The 17,556-nt window shown below is 69.7% G+C and carries 15 protein-coding genes and 2 pseudogenes; 11 read left to right on the top strand and 6 right to left on the bottom strand.

What is annotated here, in order from left to right:
- Positions 1–406: 406 nt before the first annotated feature.
- Positions 407–1,051, top strand: a pseudogene (locus tag ACFY5C_RS10140) (AMP-binding protein); the annotation flags it as partial.
- Between the two features lie 20 nt (positions 1,052–1,071).
- Here the strand turns inward: ACFY5C_RS10140 and ACFY5C_RS10135 are convergent.
- Complete coding sequence (locus ACFY5C_RS10135) at positions 1,072–2,028, bottom strand: helix-turn-helix domain-containing protein (protein ID WP_389442768.1); 957 nt, start codon at positions 2,026–2,028, stop codon at positions 1,072–1,074.
- Between the two features lie 296 nt (positions 2,029–2,324).
- Between ACFY5C_RS10135 and ACFY5C_RS10130 the strand changes: the two genes are divergently transcribed.
- Genes ACFY5C_RS10130 through ACFY5C_RS10110 form a run of 5 tightly spaced genes read left to right on the top strand, consistent with a single transcriptional unit; the run spans position 2,325 to position 6,450 of the window.
- On the top strand, positions 2,325–3,704 hold the full coding sequence (locus tag ACFY5C_RS10130; RefSeq protein WP_389442766.1) for an ATP-binding protein: 1,380 nt from the start codon (positions 2,325–2,327) through the stop codon (positions 3,702–3,704).
- On the top strand, positions 3,701–4,114 hold the full coding sequence (locus ACFY5C_RS10125; RefSeq protein ID WP_389442764.1) for a roadblock/LC7 domain-containing protein: 414 nt from the start codon (positions 3,701–3,703) through the stop codon (positions 4,112–4,114). Before ACFY5C_RS10130 ends, ACFY5C_RS10125 begins: the two co-directional genes overlap by 4 nt.
- Complete coding sequence (locus ACFY5C_RS10120; protein ID WP_389442762.1) at positions 4,111–4,470, top strand: DUF742 domain-containing protein; 360 nt, start codon at positions 4,111–4,113, stop codon at positions 4,468–4,470. Before ACFY5C_RS10125 ends, ACFY5C_RS10120 begins: the two co-directional genes overlap by 4 nt.
- On the top strand, positions 4,448–5,086 hold the full coding sequence (locus ACFY5C_RS10115; protein ID WP_389442760.1) for an ATP/GTP-binding protein: 639 nt from the start codon (positions 4,448–4,450) through the stop codon (positions 5,084–5,086). The genes ACFY5C_RS10120 and ACFY5C_RS10115 overlap by 23 nt, the downstream gene beginning before the upstream one ends.
- Positions 5,083–6,450, top strand: a complete 1,368-nt coding sequence (locus tag ACFY5C_RS10110) for a cytochrome P450 (RefSeq protein WP_389442759.1) — start codon at positions 5,083–5,085, stop codon at positions 6,448–6,450. The genes ACFY5C_RS10115 and ACFY5C_RS10110 overlap by 4 nt, the downstream gene beginning before the upstream one ends.
- Here ACFY5C_RS10110 and ACFY5C_RS10105 read toward each other — a convergent pair whose 3' ends face one another.
- A complete protein-coding gene (locus tag ACFY5C_RS10105) occupies positions 6,451–7,692 on the bottom strand; it encodes a cytochrome P450 (RefSeq protein WP_389442757.1) in 1,242 nt (413 codons plus the stop codon).
- Positions 7,693–7,872: 180 nt separating this feature from the next.
- Here ACFY5C_RS10105 and ACFY5C_RS10100 point away from each other — a divergent pair, with 180 nt between their 5' ends.
- The gene (locus ACFY5C_RS10100) at positions 7,873–8,271 is read left to right on the top strand and encodes a hypothetical protein (RefSeq protein WP_389443371.1); all 399 of its coding nucleotides are present in this window, start codon (positions 7,873–7,875) and stop codon (positions 8,269–8,271) included.
- Between the two features lie 140 nt (positions 8,272–8,411).
- Here ACFY5C_RS10100 and ACFY5C_RS10095 read toward each other — a convergent pair whose 3' ends face one another.
- On the bottom strand, positions 8,412–9,233 hold the full coding sequence (locus ACFY5C_RS10095; protein WP_389442755.1) for a hypothetical protein: 822 nt from the start codon (positions 9,231–9,233) through the stop codon (positions 8,412–8,414).
- 127 nt (positions 9,234–9,360) lie between these two features.
- Entirely contained in the window at positions 9,361–10,194 is an 834-nt protein-coding gene (locus ACFY5C_RS10090) for an alpha/beta fold hydrolase (protein ID WP_389442753.1), read from the bottom strand.
- 278 nt (positions 10,195–10,472) lie between these two features.
- Here ACFY5C_RS10090 and ACFY5C_RS10085 point away from each other — a divergent pair, with 278 nt between their 5' ends.
- The 3 genes from ACFY5C_RS10085 to ACFY5C_RS10075 all read left to right on the top strand — a co-directional run bounded on the left by ACFY5C_RS10085 (position 10,473) and on the right by ACFY5C_RS10075 (position 13,089).
- Entirely contained in the window at positions 10,473–11,672 is a 1,200-nt protein-coding gene (locus ACFY5C_RS10085; RefSeq protein ID WP_389442751.1) for an acetyl-CoA C-acyltransferase, read from the top strand.
- A 2-nt stretch (positions 11,673–11,674) separates the two neighbouring features.
- The gene (locus ACFY5C_RS10080; RefSeq protein WP_389442749.1) at positions 11,675–12,322 is read left to right on the top strand and encodes an HAD family hydrolase; all 648 of its coding nucleotides are present in this window, start codon (positions 11,675–11,677) and stop codon (positions 12,320–12,322) included.
- Positions 12,323–12,396: 74 nt separating this feature from the next.
- The gene (locus ACFY5C_RS10075; protein WP_389442747.1) at positions 12,397–13,089 is read left to right on the top strand and encodes a TetR/AcrR family transcriptional regulator; all 693 of its coding nucleotides are present in this window, start codon (positions 12,397–12,399) and stop codon (positions 13,087–13,089) included.
- Positions 13,090–13,171: 82 nt separating this feature from the next.
- Here ACFY5C_RS10075 and ACFY5C_RS10070 read toward each other — a convergent pair.
- Both ACFY5C_RS10070 and ACFY5C_RS10065 read right to left on the bottom strand, forming a co-directional pair.
- Positions 13,172–13,366, bottom strand: a pseudogene (locus ACFY5C_RS10070) (hypothetical protein); the annotation flags it as partial.
- Between the two features lie 105 nt (positions 13,367–13,471).
- The gene (locus tag ACFY5C_RS10065; RefSeq protein WP_389442745.1) at positions 13,472–16,213 is read right to left on the bottom strand and encodes a SpoIIE family protein phosphatase; all 2,742 of its coding nucleotides are present in this window, start codon (positions 16,211–16,213) and stop codon (positions 13,472–13,474) included.
- A gap of 202 nt (positions 16,214–16,415) precedes the next feature.
- On the opposite strand from ACFY5C_RS10065, the gene ACFY5C_RS10060 reads away from it, so the two are divergent.
- Entirely contained in the window at positions 16,416–17,537 is a 1,122-nt protein-coding gene (locus tag ACFY5C_RS10060) for a PP2C family protein-serine/threonine phosphatase (protein WP_389442743.1), read from the top strand.
- Positions 17,538–17,556 lie beyond the last annotated feature (19 nt).

Here is a 17,556-nt window from a genome sequence, read left to right as displayed (position 1 = left end):
ATGGCCGACGCCTGCTCGACCGGTGATCGGCCGTGGCGTCCGGGCACCCAGAGCATGCCGGGCTGCGAAGCCGTGCTGAAGCCGAATTAGCGCCATTGCTGAATGCACCGGTCTCCGCGCGTGGAGCGTCGCCCTGGCCAGGAATGGGATCACCCGCACGCATGCCTGCCGCTTGATTTGCATCAGCCCCAGCTTTGCCAATTCACGATTCACCTGTATCGCATTCAAATAATCGCGGGGTGCCGCTGATTCGGCTCGCAAGGCCGATCTGAAAGGGTTCGTGAACAGGGCTCTCCTCTGTGGGAAAGCAGACCGTCAAGGGGCGTCCAGTGGCGGCCCGTGCCGCAGCTGCGACAGAGCACCCCGGACACTTGCACGAGCCTCCTGGCGCGGCTGATGACGGCCGGTGCGAAGTCGGCGATCGCGGTCGCCCCTTTGGCTCAGGAGGGCGTCGGGAGCGGCTGACAGGCCCTGGCTTCTGGCCTGTTCGCCACGTGCCGGCGTGGGGATCATCGCCGGTGGGTCAGCCGTCACCGGCGCGGTCTCGTGGAGCTCCACCAGACGGAAGCCGCCCGGCCTGCCCCCACCGCGTCCGGACCCTTGTCCCTGCCCGCGGGCTGGTGCCGGGGTGAAGGCCGTCGTGGCGGACAACACGCGCGTGAAGGAGTACGTGGCCGATGTACGGGCCCGCCAGCAGCGCGTGTGGCGGCCTCGATGCCGAGGGGGGCACCCGCTCGGGCAGTGGCCGCTCACCGACCACCTGCGGCACTGGGCTCGGTGCCATCCCGACCGGCGTCGCGATCACCTTCTACGGCGAGCAGATCACGTACGAGGCTCTGAAGGACTCACGGCGCGGCTGTGTTGCTGCCTGCAGCGCAGCGGTGTACGCCCCGGAGACAGCGTCGAGGTGTTCCTGCCCGACTGCACGCAGTTCATCGTCGCCATGCTCGGCATCCTGCGCGCCGGAGCCGTGCACGTCCCGGTGAACCCCATGCTCCGGGAGTACGAGGAGTACGAGGAGTACGAGCTTCGGCACGAACTGGCCGACGCCGGTCCCGTAGCCGGTCGGGATCAGCGGGCCTCGGAACGCATCTCCCGGGGGCTCACCCCGAAGCGCCGACGGAAGGCCGTGCTCATCGCGCTCGCCGAGGAGAAGCCCGAGGCGTACGTCAGGTCCGTGATCGTCATGTGCGCGCAGTCGGCGCGCAGGAGGCGCTCGCGGACCAGGCGCAGGCGCTCCTCGCGGATCAGGTCGCGGGGCGTGGTGCCCACGTGTTGGAGCGCGAGCTGGATCTGGCGGAGGGACCAGCCGAGGGCACGGGCCATGGAGGCGCCGGACAGGTCGGGGTCGGCCGCGTGCTCGCGCACATGGCGGCGGACCACCGCCTCCACCTCCGTCAGCTGTCCCTGGACGTCGGGGCGGTCGTCGCCGCAGGCGAGCATGCACAGCAGCTCGACGACGCGGTCGCAGACGGCGTCGAACTGCGGGGTGGTGAGGTTGCCGCGCTCGTCGTTCAGGCCGCGGACCATGGAGTGCACCACACGGCCCAGCCCCTTGGTCAGATCGAGCCCGGTGGCCAGCGGTGCCTTCCGGTTCAGCGGCCCGTCGATCTCCTGGGCCGGGATCGACAAGATGACACCGCGCAGGGACGCGCCGTGCAGGATCTCGAAGGGCGTACCGAGTGTGATCAGGCTGCCCGTGCCCGGCGTCAGCCGCACCTGCTGGTCGTCCTGTCGCAGCAGCAGTTCGCCGGCGAGAGGGAAGAGGAGCCGGTAGTCGGGGTCGGGCATCTGACGGATCAGGCCCGGTGTGCGGGCGTACTCGATCTGGTCGCTGTACCAGGTGACAACCTGGTAGCTGTCGCTGCCCTGCCGGACCATCTCGCCGCGGAAGCCCTCGGCGCGGGCGTACCTGTAGTCCATCCTGGTCTGGTACGCCGCGACGCGCTCACTCCACAGATCGGTCTGCTCGCGGGCTCCGACCTCGGCGGTCCTCGTCGTCTCCACGACGTAGCTTCCCGTGGGCAACGCATCCCCTTCGCTGCGACGTCTCCCGACGGCCTCGGGAGCAGTCCCGAACGCCCCTGTGTTCGGGGACTGTTGTTCGGCGCAGCCTAGGGACCAGCAATCGGTTTCCGGAACTCGTATCGGCCTCATCGGCCTGCGCGGGAGCCGAGCCGGACGCGATCGGGGCCCGCGGCACGCTCCACGAACGCGCGTGCGTCCCTCGGCAACTTCCTTGCGCGCACGGACAAGTCCGGATGCGGGACGCGCCACTACCGTCGTGCGCTGCCCGTCGACCCGCCACCCGCTGTGAGGACTTGATGACGGAACAGATGCCGGAGGCGGTGTTCTGGTGCCTGGCCGTGGGCCTGATCGCCGTCGCCGTGCTGCTGGTGCGCGAACGCGGCATCACCGCACGACAGCGCAGACGGAACGCCGAACTGGGGGACGGCCTTCGGGCATGGGAAGAGGAACTGCGGCACCTCGTCTCGGCCCGGCTGCCGGCCCTGGAGGACGCCCCCCACCAGCAGGTCCCGGCCGTCGGTCTGGTCGACACCCGGCTCGCCGACACCGAGTTCGCGAAGTGTCTCGACGGTGTCGTGGAGCGATTCGCCGGTGCGGTCGATCATGCCCGGTCGAGCGCCGACCAGTCGGCGAAGGCCGCCTTGAAGGCGTCGATGCGCTCCATCCAGGCCTTGGCCAACGAACAACAGGTGTCCATCTCCCAGATGCAGGACCGGCACGACAACCCCGGCGTGCTGAGCGATCTGCTCGAAATCGACCACGCCAACGCCCAGTTCGGCCGCCGTGCCCAGGTCATCGCCGTGCTGTGCGGCTCGTGGCCGGGCCGTCAGCGTGCCACCTCCGCGCTCGTCGAGGCCGTACGCGGCGCCACCTCCCGCATCCGCGACTACCGGCGCATCCGCATCAACGGCGAGGTCGACATCGCCGTGCGGAGCCGGGCCGTCGAACCGGTGGTACTGGCGGTCGCCGAACTGCTCGACAACGCGGCGCGTCACTCGCAGCCGGGCACGACCGTCGAGGTCACCGTCCAGACGGTTCACAACGGTGCCTGCGTGGTGATCGACGACGCCGGGGTCGGCATGGACGGCCAGGCGGCCGAGCAGGCTGCCGAACTGCTCGCCCGCACGCACGACGCGGACATCGTCCGGCTCGGCGACCCGCCCCGCTTCGGCTTCGCGGTCATCGGGGCGCTCACCGAGCGCTACGGGTTCAACGTCTCCGTGGACACGCTCTCCCCGTACGGCGGTGTACGCGCGGTCGTGTTCCTGCCGGCCGCCCTGCTCACGCACCTGGACCCCGCCGACCAGGCGTCCGTGCCGCCCGCCGAACCGCCCGCGCCCACGTCCGCCGCCGCGCCGGCGCGCCCCCCTGCGCAGACGCTCCCGCCCGGCACGGCCCCCACCGCGGATCCGTTCGCCCCCGCTCTCGATTCCCCTGCCGCGCCCGCCCCCGATCCCGCACCCGAACCCGCGGAGGCGACGACGCCGGGCGGCCTGCCCAGGCGCCGTCGCCGCTCCCCACGGCAACCGGCCCCGCAGCCCGCACCGGCCGAAGAGGTCGCAGGCCGCTCGGCGGAGGAGAACGCCCGCCGCATGGGCGCCTTCGCACGCGGCACCCGATCCGGCAGGGACGCCCGGCACACGCTCCACGACGACGAAGGGAACAGCCACGAATGACCGGGCCCACCAACAACACGTTGGGCTGGATGCTGGACGAGGTGCTGAAGGTTCCGCAGGCGCGTCACGCGATCCTGCTCTCCGCCGACGGCATGCTCCGCGCCTTCTCCAAGGACATCGACCGCGACGACGCCGAACGGCTGGCCGCAGGTCTGTCCGGCGTCCAGTCGATCAGCCGCAGCACGGCCGAGTTCTGCGGCGCCCCGCACACCCCGTGGCGGCAGACCATGATCGAGTTCGCACACGGCTACGTCTTCCTGGTCGCCGCCGGCGAGGGCGCCTACCTCGCCGTCTCCACCGGCGAGGACGTCGACATGGAGGCGGTCACGTACCGCATGCACAAACTCGTCGACCGGCTCGGCAAGGAGCTGACCAGCCCCGCCCGTCAGGACACCGGCAGCCCGGCATGACACCCCGGCGCCGCCCCGCAGACAGGCTGGTGCGGTCGTACGTCGTCACGGACGGCCGCGCCCACCCGACCCGCAACACCCTGGACCTGGTCACGCTGCTGATCGCGACCGACGATCTGCCGGTGACCGGACTCAACCCGGAAAAGCGCAGGCTCATGGAGCTGTGCCGGCCCGGAGCCCTCTCCGTCGCCGAGGTGGCCGGCCACCTGTCGCTGCCGGTCGGCGTGGCCAAAGTGCTGATCGCCGACCTCATGGACAGCGGCCACATCGTCACCCGCGCACCGATCCCCGCCGCCCGGCCGACCGACGCCCGAATCCTCCAGGAGGTGCTCGATGGACTCCGCGCCCGCCTCTGACGACGTCTACCTGCGGCCCAGTGTGCAGACGGCGGTCAAGCTGCTGATCGTGGGCCATTTCGCGGTCGGCAAGACCACGTTCGTCGGCACGCTCTCCGAGATCCGGCCCTTGTGCACCGAGGAGGTCATGACCGAGGCCGGCGCCCTCGTCGACGACCTGGCCGGCATGCGGGACAAGACGACCACCACGGTCGCCCTCGACTTCGGCCGGCTCACCCTCAACGACCGCCTGGTGCTCTACCTCTTCGGCACGCCGGGCCAGCAGCGCTTCACCCGGCTCTGGCAGGACATGACCCGGGGCGCGCTCGGTGCGCTCGTCCTCGCCGACAGCCGCCGCCTCAGCCAGTCGTTCGAGGTCATGGGCATACTGGAGGAGCACGGCCTGCCGTACGCGGTCGCCCTGAACGAGTTCCACGACGCCCCCGCGTACGAGCTCGACGAGGTGCGCGAGGCCCTCGACCTGCTGCCCGAGACTCCCCTCGTCCGCTGCGACGCCCGCGACCGGGTCTCGGCCACGCGGGCACTCATCCGTCTCGTCGAGTACCTCCTCACCCTCCCCCACTCTCGGCTTCGCTCGAGCGGGGGGACCCCCATCGGCCACCTGGAGCATGCGTGACCTCCGTACCGCCCATCCCGCCGCCGGGCTGCCCCGCGCACCCTGCGCACGAGTCCCTGCACGGGCCCGAGTTCGCCACTGACCCGGCAGCCGTCTATCGGCGGCTACGCGACCTCGGTCCGATCGCGCAGGTCGAACTGGCGCCCGGCGTGCGGGCCTCGCTCGTCGTCGGATACGACGCCGCCCTGCACGTGCTGCGCAGCACCGAGACGTTCTCCAAGGACGCCCGCCGCTGGAAGGACTTGGCGGACGGCACCGTACCCCCGGACAGCCCGGTCGTGCCGATGATGATGTACCGGCCGAACGCGCTGTGGGCCGACGGCGCGGAGCACCGCAGGCTGCGCGTCGCGATCACGGACAGCCTGGCCCGGGTGGCCCCTGCCACCCTGCGCGGCTACGTCGAGGCGAGCGCGGACACACTCATCGACCGCATCGCCCCGGCCGAGCGGGCCGATCTGCTCGGCGAGTACGCCCAGGTGCTTCCCCTGCTGGTGTTCAACCGCCTGTTCGGCTGCCCGGCCGACTACGGAGAGCGGCTGGTGCAGGGGATGTCCGGGATCTTCGACGGAGTGGACGCCGAGAAGGCAAACGAACTGCTCGCGACGACGCTGCTGGACCTCGTCACGCTGAAGCGCCGGCGGCCCGGGCCGGATGTGACGTCCTGGCTCATGGCCCATCCCGCCGAGCTCACGGACGAGGAGATGGTGCACACCCTCGTCCTGCTCATGGGCGCGGGCACCGAGCCCCAGCAGAACCTGATCGCCAACGGTCTGCGGCTGCTGCTGTCCGACGACCGGTTCGCGGGCACCCTCTCGGGCGGCAGTCTGCCGGTGGAGGACGCCCTCGACGAGGTGCTGTGGACCGACCCGCCCATGGCCAACTACGCCGTGCACTACCCGATCCATGACGTCGTGTACGAAGGGACGTTGCTGCGGGCGGGGCATCCGCTCGTGGTCAGTCTCGCCGCGGCGAACACCGACCCGGCCCTGACGACGGATCAGCGCACCGGCAACCGCGCCCACCTGGCGTGGAGCGCGGGCCCGCACAACTGCCCGGCGCAGGGTCCGGCCCGGTTGATCGCGGCGGTCGCGGTGGAGAAGCTGCTCGACCGCCTTCCGGACGTCGAACTAGCCGTACCCGTGGGGGAACTGGCCTGGCGGCCGGGTCCCTTCCACCGCGCGCTGGCCGCGCTGCCGGTGGTCTTCCCGCCGGCTGCCGTCACCCCGGCCACCCCCTCTACCGCCGGCGACGAGTCGCCCGTGCAGCGCGCCGCGCCGGCACCCGGGCCGACCGCCGGGCCCGAGGCCGATCGCGTGCGGCGAGGATGGGGCGCCCGGCTGCTGGCGTGGTGGCGTGGCGAGTGATCAGGACAGGCGTACCGGAAGCGAGCGGTGGCCGTTGGAGATGAACGAGTCGACCGGCTCCAACTCGTCCTGAGCGACGGCGAGTCGGAGTCGGGGGAAGCGGTCGAAGAGTGCCTGGAGCGCGATGCGGGCCTCCAGCCGCCCCAGCGGGGCGCCCAGGCAGAAGTGCACGCCGTGGCCGAAGGCCAGGTGCTCCTTGTCGGCGCGGGCGACGTCGAAGTGGTCGGCGTCCTCGCCGTACTTCCCGGGGTGACGTCCGGCGGCCGCGTAAGCGGCGAGGATGGCCTCACCCTTGCCGATCACCACCCCGTCCGGCCCGCCGAACCCGCTCATCACGAGGTCCTCGACGGCATACCGCAGCGGCAAGCTGGCGACGGGCGCCTCCACGCGGAGCGCCTCCTCGACCACGTCCTCCCAGGAGACGCGGCCGGAGCGGACATGGGCGAGCTGGTCCGGATGGGTCAGCAGGAGGTGGATGGCGTTGTCGATCAGGTTGACCGTGGTCTCGTGGCCGGCGCTGACCATGAGCACCAGGGTGTCGAGCAGCTCCTGTTCGCTCAGCCCGGTGTCGCCGTCGTCGCGGGCCGCGATGAGCGCCGAGGTCAGGTCGTCGCCGGGCGACCGCCGCTTGAGAGCGACGAGTTCGCCCATCGCCGCGTAGAACCGCGTATAGATGTCGGTGACTTCCTCCGGGGTGGCGGAGGTGTGGAAGACGCCGTCCACGACGGCCCGTAGCTCGGCACCCTGTTCCTCGGGCAGGCCGAAGAGTTCGCTGATCACCTGGATCGGCAGCGGATAGCAGAACTCCTCGCGCAGATCGACCACTTGGCCGTGCCGTCCGGCCGTCTCGACCCGCTCCAGCAGGGCCGTGGCGATCTCCTCGACACGGGGTCGGAGCGCCATGCTGCGGCGTGCGGTGAACGCCTTGGAGACCAGGGCGCGCAGCCGTTTGTGCTCGCTCCCGTAGGCGGTGAACATGTTCTGCACCGCGACCCAGGTGAACAGCGGCCATTCCGGGGAGATCTCGCCGTTGATCCACCGGGGCCAGTGCCGGCGCGGGTCCTTGGAGACGCGTGGGTCGGTGAGCAGGCGCTTGAGGAGGTCGGGACTGCTGACGGCCCAGGCCCGCACACCGTCGGGCAGTTCGACGAGGGTCACCGATCCGCGCTCGCGTATCCGGGCGGCCTCGCCGTGGATGTCGCGGCCGGTCGGGTCGATCACTAAGGGGCGGGGGTGTCCCACGGAAGCCTCCTGCGCTCGCGCATCAATACGGTTTGTAAAGCTACTTGAACGTAGCGTGCGCGGGTGAGTGTCGTGCCCGAACGCTGCGCGCGGGGACAACTTCCCTGCGCGCGGGCGTAAGTCGGCGGTTCGTCTCCGCCTTACGGTGCGGGGTGTCGGATCGGAGAGCCGGTGAGTGCGATGACTGTCGACGAGGCCCCGTGGTGGGTGCACCCGGGCAGTGTCGAGGTGCGGCTCGTGGCCGCGGGTGGCTGGTGGGACGCCGTACGCGTACCGCTCGACCTCGGGATCGACGCACTGCGCGACCTCGGAGACGAGACGGGAGCCGTGATCGGGGACGGCTTCGGCGGACGCCTGTACTGGCTGATTCCTCCTGGTTCCGCCGCCGACTGGGAACTCCCGCAGGTGCGTGTCCTGGGCCGGGGCTGCCACGTGGCGATTCCCCCGCTGCACCGCATCACGCGCCCCGGTCTGTACTGGGAGGTCTCCCCGTCGCGCGACCACGAGTGGACGAACACACCCCGCCTGCACTCCGCCCTCCGCTCATCCCTCCTCCGCGGGAAGTCCCCCACCCTCTGACACCCGCCCCGGCCGAACCTGAGCCCGGCCGGGGCGGGATCCGCGAGGGGGCGTGCCGTCGCCGGACCGGCCCGAGCGGAAGCCCCCTGCCCCCGAGGGCTGGGACGGCGGGATCAGGAAGCGCAGGGGCAAGGGCCCGGTCAGCCGAGCTTGAGAAGGCCGGCTTCGACGACGGCGCGGCCGAAGATGCCGGCGAGTTCGGCGAGACGTTCACAGTCGGCGTCGCCCAGGGCGGCGTAGGCGGGAAGAGCGAGGCGGTCGGTGCGGTCCTCGATGTGCCGACGCAGAAGTACGCCTTCCGCGCTGAGGGAGTCGCCGTCGAGGAGACCTCGCTCGCGTAGGCGCTCCTGGGCGTCGACCCACTCCTCCTCGGGCCATGCGCGGCTGGCCTTGAGGAAGGCGACAGGGACCTCGCCGGTGGCGGCGTGCAGAACCAGGGCTTCCAGAGCCCCGACCCCCTCGCTCAGCAGGCAGGCGACATGGCCGTCTCCACGGAACTCCCGGAGCAGCGTCTGGGCGTGCCACAGTTGCGGCACCGGCTCCTGCGGCCAGGGCAGTGCGGCATGCGCGGCGAAGAGCGGGCGGCCCTGGGCGTGTTCGCATGCTGCCTCGGCGGCCCGGCGGGTCAGTGACAGGACCTGGTCCAGGGCGGGCAGTTCGTGGATTCCAGCCCGCCGCAGGGCTTCGCCCGCCGCGGCGTACCGCGCGTCGAGCACCTGCTGCGGCGTCGTTGCGTCCCAGGCCCCGTCGAGCGACTGCCGTACGAGATCGGGGTTGAAGTTGTAGAAGGTCGCGATGACCAGCTCGGCGGATGCCCGGCCGAACGCGGCGCTGCGGGAGGTGAAGTAACCGGCGCGTCCGCTCAGTCCGAGGTCCGCATACCGTCGCCTTGCCTCAGGGACGAAGTAGATCATGCCGTGCACGGGCTCGAGTCCGCGCCAGGCTGCACGCGCTGTCTTCACGGTCACCTCTTCGGAGCGTCGGGGGACGGGGTGCGCTGCGGTTCTGTACTAGGTCGTGTCCGCAATGTCCCCTCGTCCGCCCGGAGGGCGAGCCGGGCGTCGGGCGGCAGGCGGGACTCAACACGCCCTAGTTGTGCGCTCGCAAGTGTTCGAGGAGCAGACGGCTCAGCGTTTCGGGCGCCTCCTCGGGGACCCAGTGGCTGACGCCCTTGAGGGTCTCGAAGCGGTACGGCCCGTTGACCCACCGCTCGGTGTCCCGTGCCGCCGCCGGGCCGAAAGCGCTGTCGTTCGTGCTCCAGATGTACAGCGTGGGGACGTCGATGGTGCCGATCGCGCCGTCTGGGCGGCCTGCCCGGTACCAGTTCAGCGCGGCGGTGAGAGCGCCTGGCTGGGACAGGTGCCGTACATAGGCGTCGGCGCTGGCCTGCGGAACCTTCCCCGCGTACAGGGCGTGAAGCAGCTGGGCGTCGTGGGCCAGCATGCGCTCCTCGGTCGCGGGCGTTTCACGCCAGTCGATCATGTATTGCGAGCGGCCGCGCTGGTCTTCGTCGGTGCGCAGGGCGGTGGCCAGGGCGCCGGGATGCGGTGTCGAGACAACCGTCAGGGTGCGTATGCGGCTGGGGTGGGCGTCAGCGGTCCACCAGGCCACCGCGCCTCCCCAGTCGTGGCCGACCAGGTCGAACGTCACCCAGCCCAGTTTCTCCGTGATCGCGACCACGTCGTCGACGAGAAGACTCATGCGATAGTCCTCGGGCCGTTGGGGGCGGGCGCCGGGGGAGTACCCACGCTGGTCGGGCGCCACCACCCGGTAGCCCTGCTCGGCCAACTCGGCGATCTGCCGTTGCCACGCCAGCCCCCTCTGGGGAAAGCCGTGCAGCAGCAGCACCGGGCGGCCCTCGGGCGGACCCGCCACGATCGCGTCGAACACGCCCGCACCGGTGGAGATCCTCTGCTCGGTCACGACACGGCCCACCCCTTCATACTGACTGGTCGGTAGCCTTCAGGTGGGGGAGTGCTCTGTCAAGGCCGCGACCGCGTGAGACGCGCGTTGCCCTGCACGAGCGTCGAGGGGGCTCGATAGGTTGAACATGACGCCGGATTCAACTATAACCGGGAGTCAGAAACGAACCGGGAGTCAGAAACCAACCACCGCACCCCCCGCGGCCGTGGCCCGCGTCAGGGAACGCCGGTCCCGAAGCCCCCGGGACGAACCGCACCAACAGGAAACAGTGAGGCGACATGAGGGAAGCAGTCGTCGTTTCGACGGCACGGACGCCGATCGGAAAGGCTTACCGCGGCGCGTTCAACGACACCCAGGCGCAGGAAATCGCCGCCCATGCTCTGTCCCACGCCGTACAACGCGCCGGACTCGAGGGCGGTGAGGTCGAGGACGTGATCTTCGGCTGCGCCGTGCAGCAGGGGACAGCCGGTTTCAACGTCGCGCGTCAGGCCGCTCTTCGTGCCGGGCTTCCGGACACAGTGTCCGGGATGACGGTCGACCGGCAGTGCTCGTCGGGCCTGATGGCCATTGCGACGGCCGCCAAGCAGATCGTCGCGGACGGCATGCAGGTGGCTGTCGGCGGCGGTGTCGAGTCGATCTCCCTTGTGCAGAACGACCACATGAACACCCACCGCATGACGGATCCCTGGCTGGTCGAGCACAAGCCGAGCATCTACATGCCGATGTTGCAGACGGCGGAGATCGTCGCCGAACGCTACGGCGTGAGCCGGGAACGCCAGGACGAGTTCGCGCTGGTGTCGCAGCAGCGCACCGCGGCAGCGCAGGAAGCCGGCCGTTTCGACCGGGAGATCGTCGCGCTCGACAGCGTCAGGAAGGTGCGCGACAAACAGTCCGGGGAGGTGTGGGACGAAAAGGTCACGCTGACCCGGGACGAGGGCAACCGCGCGTCGACGACGCTCGACGGCCTGGCCGGGTTGGCGCCGGTTCTGCCCGACGGCAAGGTGAGCGCGCATTCCAGCGTGACTGCGGGCAACTCCTCGCAGTTGTCGGACGGGGCTTCGGCATCAGTGTTGATGGAGTCGAAGGAGGCCGAGCGCCGCGGACTGGAACCGCTGGGCGTCTACCGCGGTATGACCGTTGCTGGATGCGGACCGGACGAGATGGGCATCGGGCCGGTGTTCGCCATTCCCAAGCTGCTGAAGCAACACAACCTCACGATCGATGACATCGGCCTGTGGGAACTCAACGAGGCGTTCGCTTCTCAGGCGTTGTACTGCCGCGACGAACTGCACATCGACCCGGAGCGGTTCAACGTGAACGGTGGCGCGATCTCTGTCGGTCACCCGTACGGAATGACAGGTGCCCGTCTGGTGGGCCATGCCCTCATCGAGGGCAAGCGTCGGGGCGTTCGGTATGTGGTGATCTCGATGTGCGTCGGGGGCGGCATGGGCGCAGCCGGACTGTTCGAGGTCGCCTGAGCGTGGATACCTTGTCGAACGGCGTGGCAAAGACCCGAACCGCGGTCCTGGTGGACTTCGGCGGTGTCATCACCTCAAGTGTGTTGCGGGCATTCACCGACTTCGGCGCCTCGCTCGGTTGCGACCCGCGCCTGCCGCTGGACCTCCTCAGCCGGGACCAGCCGGCACGCGCACTCCTGGCCGACCACGAGTGCGGCCGGATCGACACCGAAGCCTTCGAGCGGGGGTTCGCCGACCGTCTCCGTGCCCACGGCGCGGACGTATCGGCCGAGGGGCTCACAGCCCGGATGCAGGCGGGCATGTCGATCGACCAGGAAATGCTCGCGCTGCTCGGTGATCTTCGAGCCGCCGGCCGTCCCATTGCTCTCGTGTCCAATTCCTTCGGCACCGGCACCTACGACGGCGTCGAACTTGATGCCGTCGCCGATGTGGTGGTCATCTCCGCTGAGGTCGGCATCCGCAAACCTTCCAGACGGATTTACTCGATCGCATGTGAACGTCTCGGCATCGACCCCGAGGAGGCAGTCATGATCGACGATCTGCAGCAGAACCTCGACGGAGCGGCCAGGATAGGGATCGGCGGCGTACTGCACACCAGCGCCGTCGACACCCGTCGCCAACTCGCCGAACGATTCGGGATCAGCGCCTGACCCATCGAGAACCTCTCTTCTTCGGCGGAGGCGGTTTTGTGACCATGGCGTCAGGTTCAAGTACAGTTTCCGCGATGGACACCACCGCGGCCGAGGAGATCGACGGCGAACAGGCACCCCCGATGGCGCCCCTCTCGCACCTTCGCGAGCCGCCCGCCACGAAGCGCGGAGCGCGGACACGGGCGGCTTTGGTGAAGGCCGCGCGCAAAGTGTTCGAACGGGACGGCTACCTCGACACCCGCCTGACCGACATCACCAAAGAGGCGCAGTGCGCGGCGGGATCGTTCTACACCTACTTCGCCAACAAGGAAGAGGTGCTGGCCGCCGTCCTCCTGGAGGCGCAGGAGGACATGCTGCACCCCGGGATGGCCCGGGTGGAGAGTGCCGACGATCCCTATGCGGTACTCGAGGCGAGCAATCGCGCGTATCTCCAGGCGTACAGGCGCAACGCGAAGCTGATGGCACTGCTTGAGCAGGTCGCGCAAGTGGAGCCGGAGTTCCGTACGTTCCGAACCCGGCGCGCCGACGCGTTCATCCGCCGCAATGCACGCGGCATCGCCGACCTGCAAGCGCGCGGTGTCGCAGACCGTGCGGTCGACCCGATGCTGGCCTCCCGTGCGCTGTCGGGCATGGTCAGCGTCATGGCCTACAACGCCTTCGTGCTCGGCGAGCGGCAAGAAGAAGGCACGCTGGTGGACTTCGAGGAACTCGTCTCCACGGTCACCCGGCTCTGGGCGAACGCCCTGCGGTTCCCTGACCAAAGCTGATCCACCAGGTCCGGCAGATCCGCCGCCTGAGCCGGGGCGAAGCCCTTAGAGGCCCTGACAGAAGCTATCGAGCAGGTGACTTTCCGCTTGGATGCGCAGCAGTCCGGACCCGGTCGAGGACCTGCGGCTGGTCGGTCGTGAACGTGGCCATCAGGGTGCCGTCGCCGCTGATCCCGAAGGCGCGCAGGCTGGGCGGGGCGGCAGGGGCGGCCGGGCCGGTGCCTGGTGTGCCGAGCATGAGCGCCGTCGATGTGACCGTGACCGCGACCGCCGCCATGATTCTCTTTCTCGTGCCTGCTGTCACCGGCCGACGTCATCGAGAACGCCTGACCCCGCCGCGACTCTCTCCACCGATCGACCACGGCCTGCGCTACGACCCGAATCACGGGTCGGCTGCCTCGTCGCCCGGGGGCGTGTCCGCGTCGGCGGGACTCGGGGCGGGCTGCTGTATGACCTCGGGCAGGGCCTGTTCGGTCCAGATCACCTTGCCCTGCGGGGTGTACCGGGTGCCCCAGCGCTCAGCCATCTGCGAGACCAGGAACAGGCCGCGGCCTCCCTCGTCCGTGGTCGCGGCGTACCGCAGGTGCGGGGAGGTGCTGGTGCCGTCGGCAACCTCGCAGATCAGCGTGCGGTCGAGGATCAGCCGCACGTGGATCGGCCCGGCGCCGTAGCGGATGGCGTTGGTGATGAGCTCGCTCAGGATGAGCTCCGTGGTGAAGCCGAACTCTGACAGACCCCACGCCTCGAGCCTCTGCGAAACAGCATCGCGCATACCGGAGACGGCGGCCGGGTCCTGGGGTACGTCCCAGTCGGCGATCCGATCGGGCGGCAGTTCCCGCGTGCGGGCCACGAGCAGGGCGACGTCGTCCTTGGGGCGCCCGGGGAGCAGGCTGTCCAGCACGTCCTGGCAGGTCTCCTCGGGTGGCCGGCCGGGGTGGCCCGCCAGCGCGTTGCGCAGCAGTTCCATTCCCACGTCCAGGTCACGCCTCCGGTCCTCGATGAGTCCGTCGGTGTACAGGACGAGCTGGGTTCCCTCCGCCAGGCACAGCTCCGCGGTCTGGAACGGCATGCCGCCGAGGCCCAGGGGCGGACCGGCCGGCACGTCCGGGAAGGTGACGGTTCCGTCAGGGTGGACCAGCGCGGGCACCAGATGCCCCGCACGGGCCATGACGTAGTGACGCGTCACGGGGTCGTAGATCCCGTACAGGCAGGTCGCGCCCACGACGCCCGCCGCACTCTCTGCCGTCTCGTTCTGGTCGATGCTCCCGACCAGGTCGTCCAGATGGCTCAGCAGCTCGTCGGGTGGCAGATCGAGCGTGGAGAAGTTGTGGACCGCGGTGCGCAGTCGTCCCATCGTGGCGGCGGCGTGCAGGCCGTGGCCGACCACGTCGCCGACCGCCAGTGCCACCCGGCTCCCCGGCATGGGAATCACGTCGAACCAGTCTCCGCCCACACCCGACTGGGCGGGGAGGTAGCGGTAGGCGATGTCGAGGGCGTTCTGCTCGGGCATCGCCTGCGGCAGCAGGCTGCGCTGGAGGGTGACGGCCAAGGCGTGCTCGCGGGTGTAGCGGCGGGCGTTGTCGATGCTTATCGCGGCACGGGCCACCAGCTCCTCCGCCAGTGACAAATCCTCCTCGTTGAAGGGCTCATGCTGCTGCCCGCGCCAGAAGCTGGCCATGCCCAGCACGACGCCACGGGCCTGGATGGGGGCGGTGATGAGGGAATGGATGCCGTGGTCAATGATCGCCTGGGCGCGCTCCGGGTCCTGCAGGCGCCAGCCCGTGGCGGACGGCAGATCGCTCACCAACTGCGAATGGCCGCTGCCGTAGCCGCGTGCCTGGGGAGTGGAGGGAAGGTAGTCGAAGAGCCGGCCCTGTTCGGAGAGCGGGTGGTTGTCCTGGATGCCGAACACAGCCGCGCGTCGCATGTCCGTCCCCGTGGCGGCGGGCTCATCGCCGTGCAGGACGGCGTCGGCCAGGTCCACGGTGACGAAGTCCGCGAAGCGAGGAATGGGGACCCGCGCCAACTCGTCGGCGGTGCGCAGCACGTCCAGGGTGGTACCGATGTGGAGGCCGGCGTCGTAGAGCAGCCTGAGCCGCTCCCGTGCCACCTCGGCCCTGCCGGTCACCGCCTGCAGTTCGGTGGAGTCGCGCAGCGTCACCACCGTTCCCTTGGGGCCTCCCTTGCGGTCCGTGGGCCGCTGGTTCACCGCGAGCAGCCGCTCTCCCGCGAGGTGGACCTCATCGGTGACCTCGCGGCCGGAGGCGAGCAGCGCCTTTGTCTCGGGGTCGAGGCCCGGCAGGCCCGAGACGAGCCTTCCTTCTACGTCCGCAGGGAGCCCCAGCAGCCGTCTGGCCTCGTCGTTCGCCAGCATCAGGCGCCCGTCGGCAGCCACGATCAGGACCCCTTCCCTGACGGAGTGGAGCACCGTGTCGTGGTGCTCGTACATCAGGGTCATCTCGTCCGGGGCCAGGCTGTGTGTCTGCCGTCGCAGCCGCCTGCCCACCAATACCGTCACACCGGTGGACAACACGAGCGCTCCGGCCCCGGCGCCCAGAATGATCGGTAGTTGCCGGGTCAACTGACTCTCGACGTTCTTGACCTTCATCCCCGCAGAGACGAGACCCACTACCTCTTTCCCGGCGTTCTCGATCGGGACCGTCGCCTGCACTTCGCGACCGAGCGGGCCGTCGACGCTCTCCACATAGACCCTCCCGGCCAGCGATGGTCCGATCTCGCCCACGAACTGCTTTCCGATTCGGTCCGGCAAGGGGTGCGTGTACCGGATGCCCTCGGTGTTCATGACCACGATGAAGTCCACACCGGCGGCCCGGCGCGCGGCCTCGGTGAGCGGCTGGAGAATCTTGCTCGGATCCGGAGTCTGCAATGCCGCCAGGACGCCCGGTGAGTGCGCGAACGTCTGGGCCACGGCCGTGGAACGGCGCCTGGCCTCGGCATTGGTGTCCCGCTCCGACTGCAGGATGAGAGCGAAAACGCCGCAAGCCACGAGCAGCACCACGAGAGCCACCTGGAAGATCAACACCTGCCCGGCCACGCTCCGCGTGCTCTTGCCGATCACACGCTTGACCGATAGGTGTTGAAAACGGGCGAAACGATTCGCCATGCGACCTTTTTAGCATTGGTGATCCCGAGCGGCCAGAGCCCGCCTCGCCCCTGCCCGGTCGGCTGCGGGCGTCTGCGAGGCCAAGCGTGGCATGGCCGTCGGCTCCTCCGGGCGGGGTCCTCCGCCGCAGTTGCCGACGTGCAGTCCATGATTCTCTCCGCGCCCGACGCCCGTTTGAGTCGATATTATGCATTTTGTGATCATGTCTGCACGGCTGAGGCGCCGTCGTCCCGCCTACAGCGGCCGATGGGAAGTTGCCCGGCTGTCACCCGTGGTCCTGACCATCCTCATCGCCGTACTGGCGTTCTCCACACCCAGGGAGATCGCCATCAGCCGCCTTCTGCCGGCCGCACCCGCCCTTGCCGCCGCGATGTGGCCCGTGCTGCCCACGGTCCTGCTGGGGGCGTTCTGCCTGCTGCTCATGACAGTCCTCAGCCTCTTCTACACCGATCTGGGGACGCAGTACACGTCGGCCGCAATCGTCGCGGTCACCTTGGCGGCCGCATACGGGAGTCACGTCCGGCTCAAGCGAGAGGAAATACTCTTCCAGGTCCGGCTCGTCGCCGACGCGGCCCAGAAGGTGCTGCTGCGCCCGCTGCCGCGCCGCATCAAGGACGTCGAGATCGAGTCGCTGTATCTGGCGGCCCAGGAGCAGGCTCGGATCGGCGGCGACTTCTATGAAGCGATCGGTACACCGCACGGGGTCCGGCTGCTCATAGGCGACGTACGGGGCAAGGGCCTGTCCGCAGTGGGGGTGGCCTCGGCGGTGATCAGTTGCTTCCGGGAGGCCGCGTACGACGAGCCCGACCTGCAGGGCATCATCCATCGCCTGGAGACCACCGTCACGCGCCACAGCGCTGTGTTTCCCGCCCAGGACCAGCCCGAGCACTTCGCCACCGCTCTCCTCGCCGAGATCCCGCGCGACGGCGGCCACATACGACTTCTCAACTGCGGGCATCCTCCACCGCTGATCGCGCATCGCGGGAAGGTCCGGGTCCTGGAGCCCACCATCCCCTCCCCGCCCCTCAACCTCGCAGCGCTCATCGGTGACCGCTACTGGGTCGACAGCGTCGCCTTCGCCCCGGGTGACCAGTTGCTCCTCTACACGGACGGCGTATCGGAGGCCCGGGACCATGCGGGCCAGTTCTTTCCGCTTCCGGACTGGATGCAGCGGCAGGACCTGGAGCAGCCTCGAGAGCTGCTCGACCAGCTGCACGGGGATCTGCTGCGGCACAGTGGCGGACGGCTCGATGACGACATTGCCGCCCTCGCGCTGAGGCGCTCCGATGTGCAGGATCGGGGAGCCTTCGGTGGAGAGGGCTGATGACGGTGCTGGTTCGGTT

It is taken from the genome of Streptomyces sp. NPDC012935 (assembly GCF_042900345.1).
Classification (GTDB): Bacteria; Actinomycetota; Actinomycetes; order Streptomycetales; family Streptomycetaceae; genus Streptomyces.
The sequence above is the reverse complement of the archived record's forward strand: the minus strand, read 5'-3'. Positions and strand labels throughout refer to the sequence as shown.

Bases quoted from the DNA above. Each gene is read 5' to 3' on its own strand.
- ACFY5C_RS10115 (WP_389442760.1), top strand. From the start codon at position 4,448: ATGGACTCCGCGCCCGCCTCTGACGACGTCTACCTGCGGCCCAGTGTG.
- ACFY5C_RS10065 (WP_389442745.1), bottom strand. From the start codon at position 16,213: ATGGCGAATCGTTTCGCCCGTTTTCAACACCTATCGGTCAAGCGTGTG.
- ACFY5C_RS10125 (WP_389442764.1), top strand. From the start codon at position 3,701: ATGACCGGGCCCACCAACAACACGTTGGGCTGGATGCTGGACGAGGTG.
- ACFY5C_RS10130 (WP_389442766.1), top strand. From the start codon at position 2,325: ATGACGGAACAGATGCCGGAGGCGGTGTTCTGGTGCCTGGCCGTGGGC.
- ACFY5C_RS10120 (WP_389442762.1), top strand. From the start codon at position 4,111: ATGACACCCCGGCGCCGCCCCGCAGACAGGCTGGTGCGGTCGTACGTC.
- ACFY5C_RS10085 (WP_389442751.1), top strand. From the start codon at position 10,473: ATGAGGGAAGCAGTCGTCGTTTCGACGGCACGGACGCCGATCGGAAAG.
- ACFY5C_RS10060 (WP_389442743.1), top strand. From the start codon at position 16,416: ATGTCTGCACGGCTGAGGCGCCGTCGTCCCGCCTACAGCGGCCGATGG.
- ACFY5C_RS10075 (WP_389442747.1), top strand. From the start codon at position 12,397: ATGGACACCACCGCGGCCGAGGAGATCGACGGCGAACAGGCACCCCCG.
- ACFY5C_RS10100 (WP_389443371.1), top strand. From the start codon at position 7,873: ATGACTGTCGACGAGGCCCCGTGGTGGGTGCACCCGGGCAGTGTCGAG.